Annotated in this window: 18 protein-coding genes and 1 pseudogene; 15 read left to right on the plus strand and 4 right to left on the minus strand. The window is 41.5% G+C overall.

Annotation, left to right across the window (positions count from 1 at the left end):
• Window positions 1–265: 265 nt before the first annotated feature.
• Window positions 266–2323 carry a COR domain-containing protein gene (locus ACM0OY_RS29645; protein WP_414572357.1) on the plus strand — a complete coding sequence of 686 codons (2058 nt, stop codon included), beginning with the start codon at window positions 266–268 and terminating at the stop codon, window positions 2321–2323.
• Window positions 2324–2970: 647 nt separating this feature from the next.
• Here the strand turns inward: ACM0OY_RS29645 and speB are convergent.
• The gene (gene speB, locus ACM0OY_RS29650) at window positions 2971–4020 is read right to left on the minus strand and encodes an agmatinase SpeB (protein WP_414572358.1); all 1050 of its coding nucleotides are present in this window, start codon (window positions 4018–4020) and stop codon (window positions 2971–2973) included.
• A gap of 649 nt (window positions 4021–4669) precedes the next feature.
• Here speB and ACM0OY_RS29655 point away from each other — a divergent pair.
• The 8 genes from ACM0OY_RS29655 (at window position 4670) to ACM0OY_RS29690 (ending at window position 12530) form a co-directional block, all read left to right on the plus strand.
• Window positions 4670–5287 carry a helix-turn-helix transcriptional regulator gene (locus ACM0OY_RS29655; RefSeq protein WP_414572359.1) on the plus strand — a complete coding sequence of 206 codons (618 nt, stop codon included), beginning with the start codon at window positions 4670–4672 and terminating at the stop codon, window positions 5285–5287.
• 730 nt (window positions 5288–6017) lie between these two features.
• Window positions 6018–7448, plus strand: a complete 1431-nt coding sequence (gene lpdA, locus ACM0OY_RS29660; protein WP_414572360.1) for a dihydrolipoyl dehydrogenase — start codon at window positions 6018–6020, stop codon at window positions 7446–7448.
• A 112-nt stretch (window positions 7449–7560) separates the two neighbouring features.
• Window positions 7561–8451, plus strand: a complete 891-nt coding sequence (gene trpC, locus ACM0OY_RS29665) for an indole-3-glycerol phosphate synthase TrpC (RefSeq protein WP_414572361.1) — start codon at window positions 7561–7563, stop codon at window positions 8449–8451.
• Between the two features lie 277 nt (window positions 8452–8728).
• Window positions 8729–8980 (plus strand): DUF5340 domain-containing protein, encoded by a 252-nt coding sequence (locus ACM0OY_RS29670; protein WP_414572362.1) that lies wholly within the window; start codon window positions 8729–8731, stop codon window positions 8978–8980.
• Window positions 8981–9483: 503 nt separating this feature from the next.
• The gene (locus ACM0OY_RS29675) at window positions 9484–10131 is read left to right on the plus strand and encodes a carbonic anhydrase (protein WP_414572363.1); all 648 of its coding nucleotides are present in this window, start codon (window positions 9484–9486) and stop codon (window positions 10129–10131) included.
• Window positions 10132–10524: 393 nt separating this feature from the next.
• Window positions 10525–11493, plus strand: coding sequence for a sodium-dependent bicarbonate transport family permease (locus ACM0OY_RS29680; RefSeq protein WP_414572364.1), 969 nt, complete (start codon window positions 10525–10527; stop codon window positions 11491–11493).
• 4 nt (window positions 11494–11497) lie between these two features.
• Window positions 11498–11809, plus strand: coding sequence for a P-II family nitrogen regulator (locus ACM0OY_RS29685; RefSeq protein WP_414572365.1), 312 nt, complete (start codon window positions 11498–11500; stop codon window positions 11807–11809).
• A 28-nt stretch (window positions 11810–11837) separates the two neighbouring features.
• Window positions 11838–12530: a carbonic anhydrase gene (locus tag ACM0OY_RS29690; RefSeq protein ID WP_414572386.1), complete on the plus strand. Its 693-nt coding sequence runs from the start codon at window positions 11838–11840 to the stop codon at window positions 12528–12530.
• A gap of 433 nt (window positions 12531–12963) precedes the next feature.
• On the opposite strand, the gene ACM0OY_RS29695 is transcribed toward ACM0OY_RS29690, so the two are convergent.
• A complete protein-coding gene (locus ACM0OY_RS29695) occupies window positions 12964–13122 on the minus strand; it encodes a YqaE/Pmp3 family membrane protein (protein ID WP_012410519.1) in 159 nt (52 codons plus the stop codon).
• 154 nt (window positions 13123–13276) lie between these two features.
• Complete coding sequence (locus ACM0OY_RS29700; RefSeq protein WP_414572366.1) at window positions 13277–13624, minus strand: translation initiation factor; 348 nt, start codon at window positions 13622–13624, stop codon at window positions 13277–13279.
• Between the two features lie 319 nt (window positions 13625–13943).
• Between ACM0OY_RS29700 and trpB the strand changes: the two genes are divergently transcribed.
• The 6 genes from trpB to ACM0OY_RS29730 all read left to right on the plus strand — a co-directional run bounded on the left by trpB (window position 13944) and on the right by ACM0OY_RS29730 (window position 19170).
• On the plus strand, window positions 13944–15179 hold the full coding sequence (gene trpB / locus ACM0OY_RS29705; protein ID WP_414572367.1) for a tryptophan synthase subunit beta: 1236 nt from the start codon (window positions 13944–13946) through the stop codon (window positions 15177–15179).
• Window positions 15180–15213: 34 nt separating this feature from the next.
• On the plus strand, window positions 15214–16350 hold the full coding sequence (locus ACM0OY_RS29710; protein WP_414572368.1) for a class I SAM-dependent methyltransferase: 1137 nt from the start codon (window positions 15214–15216) through the stop codon (window positions 16348–16350).
• Between the two features lie 96 nt (window positions 16351–16446).
• Window positions 16447–16734, plus strand: coding sequence for a hypothetical protein (locus ACM0OY_RS29715; RefSeq protein WP_414572369.1), 288 nt, complete (start codon window positions 16447–16449; stop codon window positions 16732–16734).
• A gap of 224 nt (window positions 16735–16958) precedes the next feature.
• On the plus strand, window positions 16959–17489 hold the full coding sequence (locus ACM0OY_RS29720; RefSeq protein ID WP_414572370.1) for a CAP domain-containing protein: 531 nt from the start codon (window positions 16959–16961) through the stop codon (window positions 17487–17489).
• 413 nt (window positions 17490–17902) lie between these two features.
• Window positions 17903–18451, plus strand: coding sequence for a CAP domain-containing protein (locus ACM0OY_RS29725; RefSeq protein WP_414572371.1), 549 nt, complete (start codon window positions 17903–17905; stop codon window positions 18449–18451).
• A gap of 89 nt (window positions 18452–18540) precedes the next feature.
• Window positions 18541–19170, plus strand: coding sequence for a ribonuclease H-like domain-containing protein (locus tag ACM0OY_RS29730; RefSeq protein ID WP_414572372.1), 630 nt, complete (start codon window positions 18541–18543; stop codon window positions 19168–19170).
• Window positions 19171–19618: 448 nt separating this feature from the next.
• Here the strand turns inward: ACM0OY_RS29730 and ACM0OY_RS29735 are convergent.
• Window positions 19619–20065, minus strand: a pseudogene (locus tag ACM0OY_RS29735) (rhodanese-like domain-containing protein); the annotation flags it as partial.
• Between the last annotated feature and the right edge of the window lies 1 nt (window position 20066).

The following is a 20066-nucleotide window of genomic DNA, read 5'->3' on the forward strand; positions in this document are numbered from 1 at the left end:
CAACTCACCAACCTGCAATCCCTCCACCTGGGCGACAATCAACTGAGCACTCTGCTAAGGAAATTGGCCAACTCAGCAATCTGCAATCCCTCCACCTGGGCGACAATCAACTGAGCACTCTGCTAAGGAAATTGGCCAACTCAGCAATCTGCAATCCCTCCACCTGGGCGACAATCAACTGAGCACTCTGCTAAGGAAATGGCAACTACGAAACCTAAAAAAGCTGGATCTTCGTAGAAATCCGGTTCCTATTCCACCTGAGATTTTGGGGTCAAAGAACTTAGATGAAGACCCCGGCGATGTAAATGAAATTCTCGATTTCTATTTCCGAGTGCAAGATCCAACGGAAACCGAACCCTTCTACGAAGCAAAATTCTTAATTGTTGGCGAAGGAGGAGCCGGTAAAACCTCTTTAGCCAAGAAAATTAAAAACGAAAACTATAAACTCCAAGCGAAGGAGAAATCAACTGAAGGCATTGAAGTTATCCGCTGGCACTTCACACAGCCCAATGGCAAAGATTTTCGCGTCAACATCTGGGATTTTGGCGGTCAGGAAATCTACCACCAAACCCATCAATTTTTCCTCAGCAAACGCTCTGTCTATGCTTTAGTTGCCGATACTCGCCAAGAAAACACCGATTTTTACTGGTGGCTGAAGGTTGTCGAACTCTTGAGCGACAAAAGCCCAGTTTTCATTATCAAAAACGAAAAACAAGACCGTCAGTGCCAAGTCGATGGGGGACAGTTACGAGGAGAATTTGACAACCTCAAGGAAATTCTGGCAACCAATTTAGCTAATAATCGCGGTTTGGCAGAGATTAAAAAGACTATTCAACTTTACATCAGCAATCTTGACCACGTTAGTACACCTCTACCAAAACTTTGGGTAAGAGTTAGAGCTGCCTTAGAGAACAATTCCCGAAATTACATCAGCGTTGAAGAATACTTTAGCCTTTGCCGAATCAATAATTTAACTGACCGTAAAGACATGCTGCGCTTGAGTAGCTATCTGCACGACCTCGGCGTTTGCCTTCACTTTCAAGAAGATTCTACACTCAAACACTACGTCATCCTCAAACCAGAATGGGGAACAACTGCCGTTTACAAAGTTTTGGATAATCAAACTGTCAAGCAAAATCTCGGTTGTTTTACCAAAGACAACCTTGAAGATATTTGGCAAGAGGATAAATATGCTGATATGCAAGATGAACTCTTGCAATTAATGATGCGGTTCAAGCTTTGCTATGAAATTCCTAACCGTCGTGAAATTTATATTGCCCCTCAATTGCTTTCCATTGAAAAAGCTAACTATACCTGGGATGACACCAATAATCTTATCCTCCGCTACACCTATACATTCATGCCCAAAGGCATCCTCACCCGCTTTATTGTCGAAACGCACCCTTGGATTGAACAGCAAAAACTTGTTTGGAAAAACGGTGTTGTTCTCAATAAAGACCAAACTCGTGCAGAAGTCATTGAAAACTACAATCAACGGGAAATTAAAATCCGTGTAGCCGGAAACCGCAAAAAAGAATTGATGGCAGTTATCACCTATGAACTTGAAAAAATTCATAACTCTTACGAAGGTTTGCAATATCAAACCCTAGTTCCTTGTAACTGCGAAACTTGTAAAAATCTGTCCATACCTTATTACTATTCTCTAGAGGAACTCTACAAACGCTTGAACGCTGGCCGTCATCAAAAGGAGTGCGAAAAGAGCTATGAAATGGTAGATGTCCGCAAGTTAATCGATGATGTCATGTTCCAATCCGTTACAGCAGATAGGGAAATCAACCCCCAAGTTACACAGTTGCAAACCGAACTGGAGGAACAGAGAAATGAATCATTGACACATCAGTCGTCTGAAACAATAACCAGAAATCAAGTTTTCATCAGCTATAGTCATCAAGATGAAGAGTGGCTTACCAAACTCCAAACACACCTCAAACCAACGATTCGCAACCAAAATCTCCTTGTCTGGGATGATACCAAAATCCAAGCTGGTGCTGAGTGGCGTAAAGAAATTGAAAATGCTCTAGCAGCAGCAAAAGTAGCAGTATTGTTGGTTAGTCCCTACTTTCTAGCATCAAACTTTATTGCCGAGAATCAGTTACCCCCATTATTGGATGCGGCTGAAGCCAAAGGACTGACGATTATTTGGATACCTTTGAGTTTTACCAGCTATGAGGAAACAGAAATTGAAAAGTATCAGCCAGCGCACCCTCCCAATCAACCTTTAAAAAGCCTACAAGCAGTACAACAAGATAAAGCTTGGGTGGATATCTGTAAGAAGATTAAAGCAGCAGCACTCCCTCGGTAGAAGATAGAGAAGATTTTCTTCCAATTACGAATTAGTCTTAGCCATGCAAAAACTTGCTCAAGTGTCAAATATAGTTCTAAAAACTTTAGAGTAGGAAGGCGATCGCACACCATTTAGATAAGTAAAAATAATCTATTGGTTAGGCTTATAGGCTTAGAGGTTAAGCAATATTTTATAATTATCAATTAACGTCAGTTCAATAAACCTCTCCCCAACCCCTCCTACGGTGTACACACATCTGTGTAGCAAACCAAAATCCTCGTAGATCCGTCATTATCCTCCTTAAAAAGGAGGACTTTGAGAGGTTTTTGCCCCCCTTTTCCAAGCTACGGTGTACACACAAGTCAGATCCAGTTTTATTCCAATACGCTTGGGATAAGCCAGAAAGCCCTCATGTAGAGACGCGATTTATCGCGTCTAAAAGACTGACACGTTCACAAGACGCGATAAATCGCCGTCTCTACAGAGAATTTACTCGTCAATTATTCGTTCACAGACTACTATTTCCGACTTGTGTGTACAGCGTAGCCTTTTCCAAGGGGGGTTGCGGGGATCAAAAGCCTGTGGCACAACCTAAAGGGTGAGAGATGGAGGAATTGCTGTTGTCATCGCCTTAGCTTCAGTATCATTAGCATGAGTTGAAGAATTCAGACTCCTGAATTCTCTAGAGATAAATCCATCAAATTCGCTAGTTTATAAACTACCCGCGCCCCAACATTCCCATCCCACTCACCATCACCAACTTCGCAGATATCAAAGCCAATAATTTTTCTACCACTATTTACTAATTCCCGAAACAGGCAAAATGTTTGCTCTAATTCCAAACCACCTGGAACAGGAGTACCTGTACTGGGACAAAGTTTTGGATCTAAACCATCGACATCAAAGCTAACATAAACATACTCAGGTAAATGATTGATAATTTCTCGACATAAATCAATCCAAGTTGTCCCAGAGTAAAGTTTTTGCTTGATAGCAGGATCGTAATAAGCAATAATCCGACTATCAGATTTATTAATCATCTGAACTTCATCATGCGAAATATCACGTAAACCAACTTGCACTAACTTGGAAATTTGTGGTATTTTCATTGCATTAAACATGATCGACGCATGAGAAAATTCAAATCCCTCATAGGCGTCGCGTAAATCTGCGTGCGCGTCAATATGCAAAATCCCATAATTTGGGTATTTAGCCGCTAATGCTTGGAAATAACCTAAAGGTGAACTGTGATCTCCTCCAATGACTGCAACTCGTTTACCATTGTTAATTGCTTGCTGACAATTCTTAAACAACCATTCATTTACTTGTTGACAAGCATGATTTATTTCTATGATTACAGGTGTTAAATCTGGTGTATCAGAAAGTTGTTTACCTTCGGCTAATCTTTCGATAATTTTTGCTGCCAAGGCACGATAGTATCTATTCTTTTCTAAAATATCCTGGGGTATTTCCACCATGAAAATTCCCTGCTTCCAGCCATCAGGGCGATCGAAATCGAATAAATCTAATTGAGTCGAAGCGTCTAGAATCCGCTGTGGCCCGTTAGCTGTACCTGCACCATAGGAAACAGTGACTTCCCACGGTACACCAAAGACAATCAAGTTTGCAGACTCGTAATCGAATGGTAAACCTAAAAGGTTGCCATTTATTTCACCTACGCCACTGGGATTGTAGTCTTGTAATTGATTACTCATCGATTATTTACTGAATTTAGGTAGACAGCACGCCGCCTAGTAGACATCTGCATTGTAATCAAAATTTTTCATCGCTGCTAAACTACATATCTCACAAAGATGTTCTTTCTACGTTAACGTTGCTAGCAAATAGCTGCGTAAGTATATATATATGTATATTTTTATTTCAAATCAAATAACTATTGTATGTTTGGGTGATTGTCATTTAATACAAGCGTCTTCAATATGGTTTGACTACGTTGTTGATGACGCAAAGATTCCCTAACTTACGCCAATTGCTACCCTTCTTCTAATAGAAAACCTCTGCGTAGCAAGCGTTAAGAGTAGAGAAGAACGGAGAGTCAACAAAGATCGTAACTTTCTTCGGCAGCGATCGTAAATGTATTAAAGCCGATTTCCGAAATAGGCAGTTTCAGACTTGTATATAAATGATGCCTAAGTTAATTCCAAAAAACTACGCAAGGTGTTAAATTTAAGTGTTTTTTTAAATGAATGTAAAAAATAAAACTTAAACTTAACTTTGTTAGCGTAATTGAACTGTCATGTTGAAAAAATTTATTCACGTCAACCATCTGGAAAATTCATGACGCATATCCCAACTCCACGAATTCCATAGTCCAGTAGCATTTTGTATATTAAAATACTTGATATGATGACTCTAACAAAGACATTAGTTGAAACACAACGGCGAGAAAATATTAACCATGACTCAAAGCGAGCTGATTTTTTACAAAAAGTAATCGAAGGCTTAGAGGATGGTATTTTAATTTTAAATAAGGCTGGCAAAGTGCTTCATGCTAACGCATCTGCTCATCAAATTTTTTCTCAATTCGATCAAGAAAATTGTAACGATAATTTTGTACCGCCAGCTATCTGGAATCTCTGTGAATCAGTGCTTAGCAGCCAGTCTTTGATTTCTGATAAAATGATTATTTTTTCAGATGAAATTGTACTTGATAAATCAAATATTTTTAGAATTCGAGTCAGACTACTTAGTTTGGACGGATTTGATGTACCTTGTTTATTAGTAACCATACAAAATAAATACGAATCTCTTAAGCACGTCGCCCTCACCGAAGTTAAAAAATTTGAACTGACGCGGCGAGAAGCAGAAATCTGGTTCCTCTACAGAAACAACCACAGCTACAAAGAAATTGCCAATAAGCTTTTCATCACTATTAATACAGTGAAAAAGCACATGAAAAATATTCACGCTAAACGACAAGCATCTGCCATGCTTGAAGAGCGGTATGAAACTCAAAATTAAAAAGAAGAATTTAGAATTCAGAATTCAGAATTCAGAATTCAGAATTCAGGAATCAGAATCAATGTAGTGGTGTTAGTAAGATTTTCCTGAAATGGTATGACAAATGAATTCTTTCTTATTCATTTGTCAAAAGCAATGGCTTCTACGTAAATATTGACCATTGGGGATAAAGCAAACAGGGAGTGTAGGAAGTGTGGAAGGATGGAAAGAAATCTTTCCCCCTCATCTCCCCACAGTCTCAATACTTTTCAGTAAAAGGGAAAATGTTTAAATTCACCCCTTACCCCTTTCCCTTCCTTTAACCTTTTCCCAAACCACCAGAAAAGTTGTTGGCACTTATCCGAAAAGTATTGCCCACACTCCCCCATCTCCTCATCTCGCCTACTCCCCACTCACTACTCCCTTGGCAGTATAAAAAAATTAAGTATGTAGATTTGATTATAATTACTGAAAACATCCATCTTTTAGCCATTCCGACCTGAATCATAAATTGAGCGAATTAGCAACATCCAAACGTTAAATTCAGTGAACAGTTATCAGGCGTATGGTGGGGAATTTAAATCAGTTACCAGTTCCTAGTGTTCAACGATCGCTGATAACTGGTAACTATATAGTAGGGGCTTAAACCCAGCGACGAAACTCACAACCGATAACTGATAACTGTTAAAGGGGTTGCGTTGATTGTCGGTCAAGTTGAGAATAAATAGGCGAAGCACACGGGGAAACTAACGTGAGTCAAGAATTTGATTACGATTTAGTAATTATCGGCGCTGGTGTGGGCGGACATGGCGCAGCCCTACACGCCGTAAGTTGTGGTTTAAAAACAGCGATTATTGAAGCTGCTGATATGGGAGGAACCTGTGTTAATCGCGGCTGTATTCCTTCTAAAGCACTGCTAGCAGCATCTGGACGTGTGCGGGAGTTACGAAATGCCCACCACCTCAAGTCGCTGGGAATTCAAGTAGGTAGCGTGGAATTTGATCGCCAAGCGATCGCCAACCATGCTACCAATCTTGTCTCCAAGATTCAAGGCGACTTAACTAACAGTCTCAAACGTCTGGGAGTGGATATTATCAAAGGCTGGGGAAAAATCGCCGGGACACAAAAAGTCTCCATCGCCGGAGACGGCGGTGAAAAAACCATCACAGCCAAAGACATTATCCTTTCTCCTGGTTCAATTCCTTTTGTCCCTCCAGGAATTGAAGTAGACGGCAAAACTGTGTTTACCAGCGACCAAGGTGTGAAACTGGAATCACTACCAGACTGGGTAGCAATTATTGGCAGTGGTTACATCGGCTTGGAATTTTCTGATATTTACTCAGCTTTGGGCTGTGAAATCACCTTGATTGAAGCCCTAGACCAGTTAATGCCAGGATTTGACCGCGACATTGCCAAACTCGCCGAACGCGTACTGATTACTCCCCGCGACATTGAAACCAAAGTGGGGATATACGCCAAAAAAGTCATCCCCGGTTCGCCTGTGGTGATTGAGTTAGCAGATTTCAAAACCAAAGAAGATGTAGATGTCATCGAAGTAGATGCTTGCTTGGTGGCTACAGGACGCATCCCAGCGACGCAAAATCTTGGTTTAGAGTCTATAGGCGTGGAACTCGATCGCCGGAACTTTATCCCAGTTGATGATCGCATGGCAGTATTGTCAGCCGGCGAAGTAGTACCGCATCTCTGGGCAATTGGTGACGCCAATGGCAAAATGATGTTAGCACATGCCGCTTCTGCTCAAGGCATCATCGCGGTGGAAAACATAGTTGGCAGGGAGAAGACAGTAGACTATCGCAGTATCCCCGCAGCGGCGTTTACCCACCCAGAGGTTAGCTATGTGGGCTTAACAGAAACAGCAGCTAAGGAATTGGGACAAACCGAAGGCTTTGAAATCGCCACCAGTCGGAGTTACTACAAAGGAAATTCCAAAGCGTTGGCAGAAAACGAAGCCGACGGTATTGCCAAGGTGATCTATCGCAAAGACACAGGAGAAGTCTTGGGCGTCCATATTTTCGGACTCCACGCCTCAGACTTAATTCACGAAGCATCAGCCGCGATCGCTAACCGTCAATCTGTCCAAAATCTCGCCCATCTAGTTCACGCCCACCCAACACTTTCAGAAGTCCTAGACGAAGCTTATAAACGAGCGATCGCCATTTAGGGATTGGGGATTGGAGACTGGGGATTGGGAAGAATTCTTCCCAACTCCCCGCGTCCCCAGTCCCTAGTCCCTAGTCCCCAGTCCCCAGTCCCCAGTCCCCATCCCCCAATTTATGCAAATCCGTCGCCGTTCACCTAACCCAGCTATTGCTGTATCGATGTTACGTTATCAGGCCGCTGTGCCTGATGCCGCGCCAAACAACATCTTAGAGGAAATTGTCTGGCAAAAAGAAGTAGAATATGACCAAATGCTGGAGAAAGTTCCTTTACAGGAATTGCAGAAACAGGTACTCACTGCGCCACCAACCCGCGATTTTGTCGCGGCTTTGCGCCAAGGGAAAACGCAGCCTGCGGTGATTGCGGAAGTGAAAAAAGCTTCTCCCAGCAAAGGGGTTTTACGAGCAGATTTCGACCCAGTAGCGATCGCTCAATCTTATCAGCAAGGTGGTGCAAGTTGTCTTTCTGTGCTGACGGATGCCAAGTTCTTTCAAGGCAGTTTTGACAACTTAGCTAAGGTTCGTGCTGTTGTAGATTTGCCGCTACTGTGCAAAGATTTTGTCATTTATGCTTACCAAATTTACTTAGCGCGAGTTCAAGGCGCAGATGCTATTTTGTTGATTGCGGCTATCCTGAGCGATCAAGATTTGAAATACTTCCTCAAAATCGCTAACAAGCTGAAAATGGCAGCCTTGATTGAAGTCCATAGTTTGGCAGAACTTGACCGTGTGTTAGCCTTAGATGGGGTCTCCTTAGTCGGAATCAATAATCGCAACTTGGAAGATTTTTCTGTAGACCTCGAAACTACTTGCCAACTTTTGGCTGCAAGAGGTAGTCAATTGCAACAGAAAAATATCCTTGTTGTCAGCGAGTCAGGACTACACAAACCAGATGACTTGAGTTTGGTAGTTAAAGCAGGTGCATCCGCTGTACTCATTGGAGAATCTTTGGTCAAACAACCAGATCCCGGTGCTGCGATCGCTCCTCTATTGCTTAGTAATTTCTGAAAAAACACCCACCCTGCCCCTTGCAGGGTCACTGTAATAATAGTTTGGTAATTGGGCATACTATACGTGGATATACAGCATTTTGCTGCCTAATATGAGCAACATCTTTGCTAAATCTTCATCGCTAGACAAATCAAAGCCCTAAACAATTAGTTATTTATTATGTAACAATTTATTAATAAGAGAAAAGTCTGATGGTCGGCTTCCGAGCATGAGAACTTCAAAGACAAACTCTGACTCATAAAAAATCCCAAATTTGAAATGAAACTCTAACTTCATGGAGCAAATTCCCCTACCTTCACCTATCCACTACGAACTTATACTTCAGCTTTTAGAAAGACAAACAATGTTAGCAGTAAATGATAATCCAGATTTACGGCATCAAGTGAATCAGCTAATTATTACTCTTCGGAAAGCTGCTGTGCAACAAAAACGACTAGAAGAAATTTGTCAGTTTTCCTCTGTGAATATCGATCATCGTTGGTCAATTAACCATCATAACGGTAACAAAGTTGTTGCCCCTGATTAAAACTGATACCATTTCGGATTGTGGATTTTGCATTGGGAATAGCCTTGGTGAATCTGGGTTTAGTGCATCGATCAGTTGGCATCTTTTTTCCAATTAGTATTAAATGTTTCAATTTAAAATTTTTCATCATTCTATAGGTTAGCTTCCCACTGAACTTTGTCTGTTCTGCAAAATATCTAGACATGCTATGGCAATCCTATTTGATTCGTGAAAATTGCCAGATTGAGATACCCGACTTATGTAATAAGTCGGGTATCTTGTTGATAAGCAATCAGCAAGTGCAAGTAGATATAGCAGGGAACAGGCGTGATAAAATTTTATACCTCTACAAGTTGATATATTGCTTTATAAATAAATGTAAGTCAGCTAAAATTTTTATAAAAAATATAACAAAAACATCAGTCTTCAGTCAGAATTAAATTGGGTATTCTGTAGAACTAACTCCTGTCATTCTGACTTCTGAATTTTTATTCAAAAAATTCTCTCTCAAATTTGATGAAAGAATGAAATATAACAGCATTAATCAACTCTTCAGAAATAATCAGGCTTGGGTTGCCGAAAAACTGAATCTCAGCCCGTCTTACTTTGAAGACTTATCTAGCGGACAAACACCACCATTTCTATATATTGGTTGTTCTGATAGTCGTTTGCCCTTAACAAATTTTACCCGTACAGAACCCGGAGAGTTATTTGTACATCGTAATATTGCTAATCAAGTTTCTCTGACAGATATGAACTTTTTAGCGGTTTTAGAATACGCAGTTCTACATCTGGAAGTGCAACATATTATTGTTTGTGGTCACTACGATTGTGGAGGAATTAAAGCGGCTTTAGAATGGAAAACCATCGGAATTATTGATAATTGGGTAAATCCAATTCGGGAATTGTATTTACACAAAAAAGCAGAAATTGACGCCTTACCAACAAGAGAAGAACGGCTGAATCGTTTGGCAGAAATGAACGTTGCGGCGCAAGTGAAGAATCTTTACCAAACCTCGATCATGCGTCAGGTACTTTATACGTCAAAAGCGCCTATGGTTCATGGCTGGGTACTAAATATAAGTACTGGATTAATTAAAGATTTGAACGTTTCAACCCTGGAATGGCAATTGCATAACTGCCCCTTGCTTTTGGGATGGAACATAGACTAGTAGCGCAAGGCGGAATTCAAAATTCAAAATGACGCTCGCGGACACGGCTTAGCTGCGCTAACAAAATTCAAAATGAATACAGTGTAAGATTTTCAGAGATTTTGACTGGGTTGTTTATTTACGCCGACCTGTACTTGTACTACCGTGAAGTCAAAAGTAAAAAGTGAATACTCATAATTCAACTAGGTTAGGGAGCTAGTGCTTCCTTAACTGAACTGTATTGCCCCATGCCCCATTCTCTATACCAAAAACTCCATCTCTTGCGGGTGGAGTTTTTCATTGCCTAATTGACATGGGGTAACAAGACACGATACATCATGATCGAGCCATTAAATTTTTTCAGATGAGAAATTTCTCTAATTCCCAACTTTACCAGTATCAGGAGGGGTGGAAATGGATGTCAGCTTGATAGTCTCTAACATCCTCAATCCGCCAGTTCTCTTTTTCTTTTTAGGCATGACTGCGGTTTTTGTCAAGTCCGATCTAGAAATTCCTCCACCAGTGCCGAAACTGCTTTCGCTTTATCTGCTATTGGCGATTGGTTTTAAAGGAGGGGTAGAACTAATTAAAAGCGGAATCACTCAGGAAGTAGTTCTGACACTCATAGCAGCCATGTTGATGGCTTGTTTTGTCCCCATTTATACCTTTTTTATCCTCAAGCTGAAGCTAGATATTTACGATGCTGCGGCGATCGCAGCAACCTATGGTTCTATCAGTGCTGTCACCTTCATCACGGCTAGTTCCTTTCTGAACGAGCTTGGTATTAGTTTTGATGGCTACATGGTGGCAGCCTTGGCACTGATGGAATCTCCAGCCATCATTGTTGGTCTGATCCTCGTGAATTTATTCTCAGTCGATGAAAAGCGAGATTTTGCTTGGGGGGAAGTTTTACAAGAAGCATTTCTTAATAGTTCAGTCTTTCTTTTGGTTGGTAGCCTGATAATAGGCTTCTTAACAGGAGAACGCGGTGGGAAAACTTTAGAACCCTTTACTCAGGGGATGTTTTATGGTGTTCTCAGCTTCTTTCTGCTGGATATGGGGCTAGTCGCTGCCAAGAGAATTAAAGACTTGCAAAAAACCGGAGTTTTTCTGATTTCATTTGCCATACTAATTCCAATAGTTAATGCAGGCATTGGGTTGCTAATCGCCAAATTCATTGGTATGCCTCAGGGTGATTCGCTCTTGTTCGCGGTGTTGTGTGCCAGTGCCTCTTACATTGCTGTCCCAGCTGCCATGCGGATGACTGTTCCAGAGGCAAACCCCAGTCTGTATGTCTCTACAGCTCTAGCAGTAACATTCCCGTTCAATATTATTGTGGGAATTCCGTTATATCTCTACGGAATTAACATGTTTTGGAGGTAATAACATGCACGTAGTTAAAAAGATAGAGATTATTGCTAACTCTTTTGAGCTTGGCAAAATATTAGATAGCTTAGACAAGTCTGGTGTACATGGTCATGCTGTAATCCGAAATGTTGCTGGCAAAGGATTACGAGGATCGGCGGAAGATCTAGACATGACGATGCTTGATAATGTTTATATCATTGCGTTTTGTATGCCAGAAGAAATTAAGCGTGTTGTAGAAAACATTAGACCACTACTGAACAAATTTGGCGGCACTTGTTACGTCTCGGACGTAATGGAAATTCGCTCAATGAAATGTGTTGCGTCGTTATAAGAAAATCATAAATCCAATGAAACATTTCATGGAACGTCGTGACTTTTTAAAGTTAGGAGTCACCAGCGCATTCGGGATGATGGTAACTGCCAGTGATTTCTTCTGGCGAGTTGAACAGGTGAAAGCAGCCGAATTGCCTTCTCAAAGCCTCAGTCCCGATGCCGCATTGCAAAAGCTGATAGAGGGAAATCAGCGGTTTGTTCAGCATCAACCCCAATATCCCGATCAATCTGCGACTAGGTTGCAGGAAGTCGCTCAAGCGCAACATCCATTTGCAACTATCCTTAGTTGCGCGGATTCACGAGTACCCGCAGAAATTATTTTTGACCAGGGTATTGGAGACATCTTTGATGTTCGTCTCGCGGGAAATATTGCCACGCCAGAATCCCTTGGCAGTATCGAATATGCTGTGACTTTATTAGGTACGCCGTTGCTGATGGTGCTGGGTCATGAGCGATGTGGAGCCGTTACCGCCGCTGTGAAAAATGAAGCGTTACTCGGTGATATTGGTAGCTTTGTTGAGGCGATTAAGCCAGTCGTCAAAAGTGCCAAACTTCAGCCAGGGGACGCGGTTGAGAATGCTGTGGTTGCCAACGTGCAATATCAAATTACACGACTAAAGCGATCACGGCTTTTAACTGAGCGCTTACAGTCCGGTAAATTAAAAATTGTCGGAGGTCGTTACGATTTGGATACGGGAGGAGTAACTATAATTACTTAATTAGCCAAGATTAGTGGCGTATTCTCTCAATCAGAGATCCGATAACTAATTGCTTGAAGATTGAGAGCGTCCGCTAATATTTGACTGCAAAATTACTTTAGCGATGGAAGCGATCGCAACAAAACCAACTCATAATTAATTATCATTTAAACTTTGATAATTAATTCCAGAAGACCATTTTATTCTTGTTTCTTTTACCTTTGAAATTTTGGCTTATACCATTTCTTTGTGAGGCTGCGCCAAATTTATTGGATTTGTTATTTGTTTCTTTCTTGGCGTTATTGGCGTCCTTGGCGGTTCGATATATGGCGCATTTTCATACAGAATTGCTATTTAATCATTTTGTAGAGGTAATTTCTGAATTACCTCTACAGAAATATTCTTCAGCATCTTTAACGCCGAAATTGGTATACCCAACCTAACCTAATAACAATTATTTCTTAGCAATGATCCACACTGCGTGAATAATCCCAGGAATGTAACCAAAAAGCGTTAAAACTATATTAATCCAAAAGTCTATACCAAAACCTACTTGCAAAAAAACTCCCAAAGGCGGTACAAAAATAGCACACAGAATCCGAACTAAATCCATTTTACCCTCCTGTTAATTTCATCCCAAACAACTCGTTGAACAAGTCGTTCACCATTGTTCAACCATGTTTATATTTACAACACTTCTCAAAGATAACATTGAGCCTCTCAATCTAGATTAGGGTTGAGATGCGGTAAACCGCACTCAGCCAACATTAGCCGCCGCTAATTTTGGCTTTGTAACCTAGCTTGGTCAAAATCTCGACAATTTTCTGCTTGTGGTCGCCTTGAATTTCAATTTCGTTGTCTTTAATTGTCCCGCCTGTACCGCACTGAGTTTTCAACTGTTTGACCAAATCTGCCAAAGTCTCTGGTTTTGCTTGAAAACCCGTAATCACAGTGACAGTTTTTCCTTTGCGTCCTTTACGGGAAGCTTCCACTCTCAAATTTTGTTGTTGTGGGGTCAATTCTGGAATTGGTCTTTCTGTAGCGGCGGAGTTATCGTTACCAAACTCGCGGTAGATAAAGTTTTTATCGGAAGATTTAGAATTGGAAGAAGACATAAAATATTGATTAAGAAAAATTTCAAGGCTGTGGAAAATTCAATCTCAAGGTTCTTGGACAGCAACAACAATTGCTCAACCGTATCTCATATGACTATCATATAACGCTGTCTGATTAGCTCTATTCCTGTACCAATGCCAGTGCTTGATTCATCACACATAATGGGACTAGGGACTGGGTACTGGGTATTGGGTAGTGAGAAAGTATTTCTAAAGTATTAATTTCCTAGTCCTAGTCCCCAGTTCCCAATCCCTAATCTCCAGATAGGCCTAGACTTTCTTATAATAATTAAGTCATTTCCCTCATCAAAATCAGCCTGTGACTACTACTCCCCTCTCTACAAATTCAACTACTCAAGTTCCCGATACGCTAGGTCGCTTTGGACGCTTTGGCGGTAAGTATGTACCTGAGACGCTAATGCCTGCTCTTGCTGAATTAGAAACAGCTTATCAGCAATACCGTAACGATCCTGGGTTTCAAGCAGAACTACAGCAGTTGTTAAGGGACTATGTAGGACGTGCCACACCATTATATTTTGCTGAACGCCTGACTGCTCATTATGCCCGACCCGATCGCACCGGGCCACAAATTTACTTAAAACGTGAAGATTTAAATCATACTGGTGCCCACAAAATTAATAATGCCCTTGGTCAAGTATTGTTGGCAAAGCGCATGGGTAAACAGCGAATTATTGCCGAAACCGGTGCTGGACAACATGGAGTAGCCACAGCTACAGTTTGCGCTCGTTTTGGACTCGAATGCGTAATTTATATGGGCGTTCATGATATGGAACGCCAAGCCTTGAATGTTTTCAGAATGCGGTTGATGGGGGCAGAAGTACGTCCCGTGGAAGCAGGAACGGGAACCCTCAAGGATGCGACTTCTGAAGCAATTCGGGATTGGGTAACGAATGTGGAAACTACTCACTACATCCTGGGTTCAGTTGCCGGGCCTCATCCTTACCCAATGATGGTACGTGATTTCCATGCAGTCATAGGCCAAGAAACTCGCGCCCAAGCAATGGAAAAATGGGGGGGATTGCCTGATATCCTCATGGCTTGTGTAGGTGGTGGTTCCAATGCAATGGGACTATTTTATGAGTTTCTCAATGAACCTTCGATACGGTTAATTGGAGTTGAGGCAGCCGGAGAAGGTGTCAACACTGAAAAACACGCAGCTACCTTGACAAAAGGACGAGTTGGTGTATTGCACGGAGCGATGAGCTATCTGCTGCAAGATGAGGATGGACAAATCATTGAGGCACACTCAATTAGTGCAGGATTAGATTATCCCGGTGTGGGGCCAGAACATAGCTATTTAAAGGATATTGGTCGCGCCCAATACTATAGTGTGACGGATGCAGAGGCTTTGGCAGCGTTCCAGCGATTATCGAAATTAGAGGGGATTATTCCAGCATTGGAAACAGCTCATGCGATCGCCTACTTAGAAACCCTGTGTCCCGAACTAACCGGCAATCCTCGCATTGTCATCAACTGCTCTGGACGCGGTGACAAAGATGTACAAACAGTAGCTAAATTTTTAAATTTTATCTAAGGAAATATACGTAAATATTAGGGAGAAAGCAACGATGGATCAACAACTCCAACACGCTATGCTACCGAAAACCACTCAAGACGAGTTGGCACGCCAAGAATTTGTCCAAAGTTTAAAACTGCACATTTTCCGCAATCTCTCTCCTGGCAATAAAGTCATTTATGAAAAACTAGCCAAGCCGAAGTTTGAACAAGAACATCAGCGTCCTCCCCAGAACCGTTATGAAATTCGGCAAGCAATGGAACAGCAACCCTATTACCACTTGACTAGTGCCCTGAAGCGGATTAGCCAAGAAATGTTATGGGATGCTGTAAATGCCAGCGTTGATAGACAATTGCCAGAGTTGATTGAGCGTGCTAAAGACAAGGGTGCTGAACTAGGTAGTTTAACCCTCGACCCAAATTTTTCAATACCTACTTATCAAAAAGCCGTAGATATTCACTGTATGCCTGGAGGATATCACAGCGAATTTACCGCTGATGATATAACCGCTGGTGCAGTTTACGATCGCGGCACTTATGTTTATGGTGTGGGTTGGTTGGGGCCACTCAACGATGACATGGGGCTATCCATAGTTCAAAACTATCTCCTACCAGAGTATCCCGACTTTCGACCCAGAAAAATTTTTGATATGGGATGTTCTGTCGGTCATAGTACATTACCTTACGTAGATGGTTACCCAGATGCAGAAGTCCACGCCATAGATGTAGGCGCACCTATGCTGCGTTATGCTCATGCAAGAGCCGAATCTTTGGGCAAACGCGTACACTTTTCTCAGCAAAATGCCGAACGCACTAACTTTCCGGATGAATCTTTTGATTTAGTAGTTTCTCACATTTTGCTACATGAAATTCCCCCGCCAGCTGTCCGTAAAGTGATGCAGGAGTCTTATCGTCTACTAGCTCCTGGTGGGATGATGATTCATGTGGAAGCCCCACTGTATCGTCACATGGATGCCTATACACAGTTTGTTTTTGATTGGGAAACCGCTAACAACAACGAACCCTTCTGGAGTGCTGTACGCGATTTAGATTTGGTGGCGCTAGCTACTGAAGCTGGTTTTGCAGCAGATAAGACATTTGAGAAATTTGTTCCAAATGGGGCATGGAAAGCTCAAGGTGATAAGTCCAAGAGCTTTGGTTCTTGGTTTGTAGTTGTTGCAACTAAGTAAGCAAAATAATTCGTAATTCGTAATTAAGGAAGTCAGATTTTCTCTGGCTTTCGTTCTTTTCTTGTGTAGCCTTGTTTGTGGAAAAGAGGAGTTAGGATGACAAAAACAGCCAAAGGTAAACGACCAGTTTACTTAGAGAATCCGCAAATTGATAAATTGTTGGCGATGGTTATGGCTTTGACTGGTGAGGTGTCCGTACTGCGCGATCGCCTCGACACCATTGAACGATTGCTAGAGGTTAAAGGTATTTTATCCGCTACTGAGATTGAAGGTTATCAACCGGATGCCAAAGTAATTAATGAGCGGGAAAAGTGTCGTGCAGAATACATCGCACGAGTGTTGCGGGTAGTCCAGGAAGAGTTAGAAGCTCTCAGCCAAGACTAATAAAAATCAGACAGTACTGGGAGGAATGTAATAGAAATAATCTTCCTAATGGGAGAAGAAAATTATCTCCAAACAGTACAGTTTTTTTTGTAAAGTTGTAAATTTAAAAGTTTACTGGTAGTTTTTGAAGCCATAGCAGCATAAGCAGAGGTATATAGACTGATAACCAATTTGTTCAATCAACAATAGTCTGGTTAGATGGTCTGGAACTTTACTTTCAGCAAATGATTAGAACAACAATCTACGGCATTGGTTTAGCAACTCTTTTTTTCGGCAGTGGAGCGATCGCTACTTCTATAACAGAGCCAACTTTCATACCGATGTCTTCAGATATATCAAGTGATACTGTCAAGATTGCACAATCTACCATCAACACTGCTGCTATAGAACAGTCGGTTTTCACGCAAATTAATAATTACAGATCTTCTAAAGGGCTACCAAAGCTGACTCGTAATTCTGCCATCGATAATCAAGCTAGGATTCATAGTCAAAACATGGCTAGCGGTAAAGTGGCTTTTGGACATACTGGATTTCAAGAACGCCTGAAAGCGATCCGTATTAGCTACAGAGGAGCTGCTGAAAATGTTGCTTACAACCAGGGATATAGTGACCCTGCTACACAAGCTGTGCAAGGCTGGCTCAAAAGTCCAGGGCATCTAGCCAATATCATAGGTAATTATAATTTGACGGGGGTTGGTGTTGCCAGCAATAGTAAAGGGCAAATCTACTTCACGCAAATTTTCCTTCGCACATAGGTTAGGGAAGATTTAGGAATTAACAAGAAATAATTACTACATAATTGTGGGTGGACATCTTGTCTGCCCTTGGTTATGGCAGGAGCCTTTCTCTCTCCAACTTCGACAGAGGCTGTCTTGGCTAGTAAAACGTCTTAGAGGTTTTTTGATTGAGCAAATTGGGCAGACACCATATAAGCCATCTAATTCACGTTGAATTCATGAAAATCTTTAATAATCGGCGAAAGTAATGGTGATTTTACCGAAGATAACCTATGGAAATATTAACAATTGGAAATGAGTGTTTGTATACCCTGTAAAGGATGTGGTCAAATTGCCGAAATTCATCAATCCTTAATAGTATTCTCGTATATATTTTTGGAACTATGAGGTAGAGTATAAGTCTTATATCTCTACACATTACGCAATTCTCCATGTTCCGACAAACTGCTTTTGGCATCGCTTTAACTGCGCTTGTCCTTGCTAGTGGATTAACAACTGTTCCGATACCAGGGCACAATTCTACAAATACATCCACCCGTAATAAGCTGTTGTCGCTTTTTTCCAGTCAGGCTGCAATATCGACTCCTACTTTTAAACCTACTGAGCTAGAAAAATCTGTTTTTGACGAAATTAATCAATATCGAGCTGCTAAAGGGCTACCAAAGTTGACCCTAAATACAAATATCACACGACAGGCAAGAATTCATAGTCAAAACATGGCTCAAGGTAAAACCCCATTTAGCCATCAGGGATTTGAAGGGCGAGTCAAAGCTATCCCTATTCGCTACAACAGTGCAGCGGAAAATGTTGCTTTCAACCGAGGATATAGCAACCCCGCAGCCGAAGCTGTTACTGGTTGGATCAAAAGCCCCGGACATCTGAAGAATGTTAAAGGAAATTACAACCTGACTGGAATTGGCGTTGCTACTAATAGTCAGGGCGAAGTCTACCTGACGCAAATCTTTTTTCGCACAAGGTAGATTTAATTTTTGATATTTTTGCACAATAATAATGTAGTGTCTGACAAGACTTTTGTCTGCTAGACACTGCTATTATTTTTGAACATTTCATGACATTACAAGATTTTCAGGTGAGCGATCGCGACCTCAGTGATGCAGCCGTTGGACAATATTTAGAATCGACAGCGATCGCAGTAGATACAGAAACGATGGGATTATTACCGCAGCGCGATCGTTTGTGTCTGGTTCAGTTGTGCAACCTAGAAGGAAAAGTCACTGCAATCCGCATTGCCAAGGGGCAAACTGATGCCCCAAACTTAAAAAAACTTCTGCAAGCGGCGAATGTTGTAAAAGTTTTTCACTTTGCTCGTTTTGACCTTGCTACTTTGCGAGCCTATTTAGGGATTGAAGTTCACCCTGTTTTTTGCACTAAGATTGCTAGTAAGTTAGCTCGTACTTACACAAATCGCCACGGACTCAAAGATGTAGTGCAAGAATTAGAACAAGTAGAACTCGATAAAAGCGTTCAAAGTTCTGATTGGGGTAACGCTGCTAATTTATCTGAAGCTCAATTAAGTTATGCCGCCAATGATGTGCGCTACTTACTGAGTGTACAAAAAAAACTTACAGAAATGCTCAAACGAGAAGAACGTTGGGAACTTGCTCAACAATGTTTTGAAGTTCTACCAACAATAGTTTCTTTAGATTTATTGCAATTTAAAGATTTGTTTGAACACTAATTATTCTCCAAAATAATACGGTTTGGTTATACTGTTCGATTAACGCAAAAGCATCCCACCCCTAAAATGGGATGGGATGCTTTTGCGTTAACTGTTGACTGATGAAAGCCGATTGCAAAAGAGCGGGAGCGCAATCAGCAAACAACTGTTGGAACCACCGAAGGCGCACTATAGGCTGTTAACCGTCAACAGCCAACCTCCAACCTACGCCTAATGACTAATTTTTCAGGTCACTCTTTGCTTAAGATCCAACATTAGAATCATCTGGACTAGAAGCTCTAGATTCATTAATGCCTTCTTTTACGTCACTAGCTTTTTCTTGAATACCTTCCTTGAGGTTGCTAGCTCCTTCTTGAATGCCTTCCTTAAGGTTGCTAGCTCCTTGTTGAATATTTTCTTTGAGGTTGCTAGCTCCCCTTTTAATACTTTCAGCGGTACTTTCGCCTCCCTTTGCCTGATTTTCTGCATGATTTTGTAGCCGAGCTACGACATTGTAATCATCTGCACCAGGGGGAGTTTTTGATTCAATAATACCTTCGGTAGGACCGCCTATCGCCTTCCATGCACCAAGACCACCTTTGAGTTGAGAAACATGTTCAAACCCGCTAGAACGAAGTTGTTGTGCGGCTTGGGCAGTTTCTTGATCGTTACCACCGTAAACATAAATATCACGGCTTCTATCCAAAGAACCTGCTGCACGGTCTACCAATTCATCTATTGGCATGGGCATCGCTCCCATAATGTGACCATCGTTATAGGTTTGACGATCGCGCACATCCAATATTGTAAAAGCTGGTTCACCCCATTCCAGACGAGACTTGAGGGTATGAACATCAGATTCTGCTTGTATTGGTGGCTGTGGGGGAATGATGCCGCCTACTAAATTATTATTCATA

Origin of the sequence: Nostoc sp. CCY 9925 (assembly GCF_963920935.1) — a bacterium.
In the GTDB taxonomy this organism is placed as follows: domain Bacteria; phylum Cyanobacteriota; class Cyanobacteriia; order Cyanobacteriales; family Nostocaceae; genus Nostoc.

Bases quoted from the DNA above. Each gene is read 5' to 3' on its own strand.
- ACM0OY_RS29710 (WP_414572368.1), top strand. From the start codon at position 15,214: ATGGATCAACAACTCCAACACGCTATGCTACCGAAAACCACTCAAGAC.
- ACM0OY_RS29700 (WP_414572366.1), bottom strand. From the start codon at position 13,624: ATGTCTTCTTCCAATTCTAAATCTTCCGATAAAAACTTTATCTACCGC.
- ACM0OY_RS29670 (WP_414572362.1), top strand. From the start codon at position 8,729: ATGGAGCAAATTCCCCTACCTTCACCTATCCACTACGAACTTATACTT.
- ACM0OY_RS29675 (WP_414572363.1), top strand. From the start codon at position 9,484: ATGAAATATAACAGCATTAATCAACTCTTCAGAAATAATCAGGCTTGG.
- trpC (WP_414572361.1), top strand. From the start codon at position 7,561: ATGCAAATCCGTCGCCGTTCACCTAACCCAGCTATTGCTGTATCGATG.
- ACM0OY_RS29725 (WP_414572371.1), top strand. From the start codon at position 17,903: ATGTTCCGACAAACTGCTTTTGGCATCGCTTTAACTGCGCTTGTCCTT.
- ACM0OY_RS29655 (WP_414572359.1), top strand. From the start codon at position 4,670: ATGATGACTCTAACAAAGACATTAGTTGAAACACAACGGCGAGAAAAT.
- speB (WP_414572358.1), bottom strand. From the start codon at position 4,020: ATGAGTAATCAATTACAAGACTACAATCCCAGTGGCGTAGGTGAAATA.
- ACM0OY_RS29695 (WP_012410519.1), bottom strand. From the start codon at position 13,122: ATGGATTTAGTTCGGATTCTGTGTGCTATTTTTGTACCGCCTTTGGGA.
- ACM0OY_RS29730 (WP_414572372.1), top strand. From the start codon at position 18,541: ATGACATTACAAGATTTTCAGGTGAGCGATCGCGACCTCAGTGATGCA.
- ACM0OY_RS29720 (WP_414572370.1), top strand. From the start codon at position 16,959: ATGATTAGAACAACAATCTACGGCATTGGTTTAGCAACTCTTTTTTTC.
- ACM0OY_RS29715 (WP_414572369.1), top strand. From the start codon at position 16,447: ATGACAAAAACAGCCAAAGGTAAACGACCAGTTTACTTAGAGAATCCG.
- ACM0OY_RS29680 (WP_414572364.1), top strand. From the start codon at position 10,525: ATGGATGTCAGCTTGATAGTCTCTAACATCCTCAATCCGCCAGTTCTC.
- ACM0OY_RS29685 (WP_414572365.1), top strand. From the start codon at position 11,498: ATGCACGTAGTTAAAAAGATAGAGATTATTGCTAACTCTTTTGAGCTT.
- ACM0OY_RS29690 (WP_414572386.1), top strand. From the start codon at position 11,838: ATGGAACGTCGTGACTTTTTAAAGTTAGGAGTCACCAGCGCATTCGGG.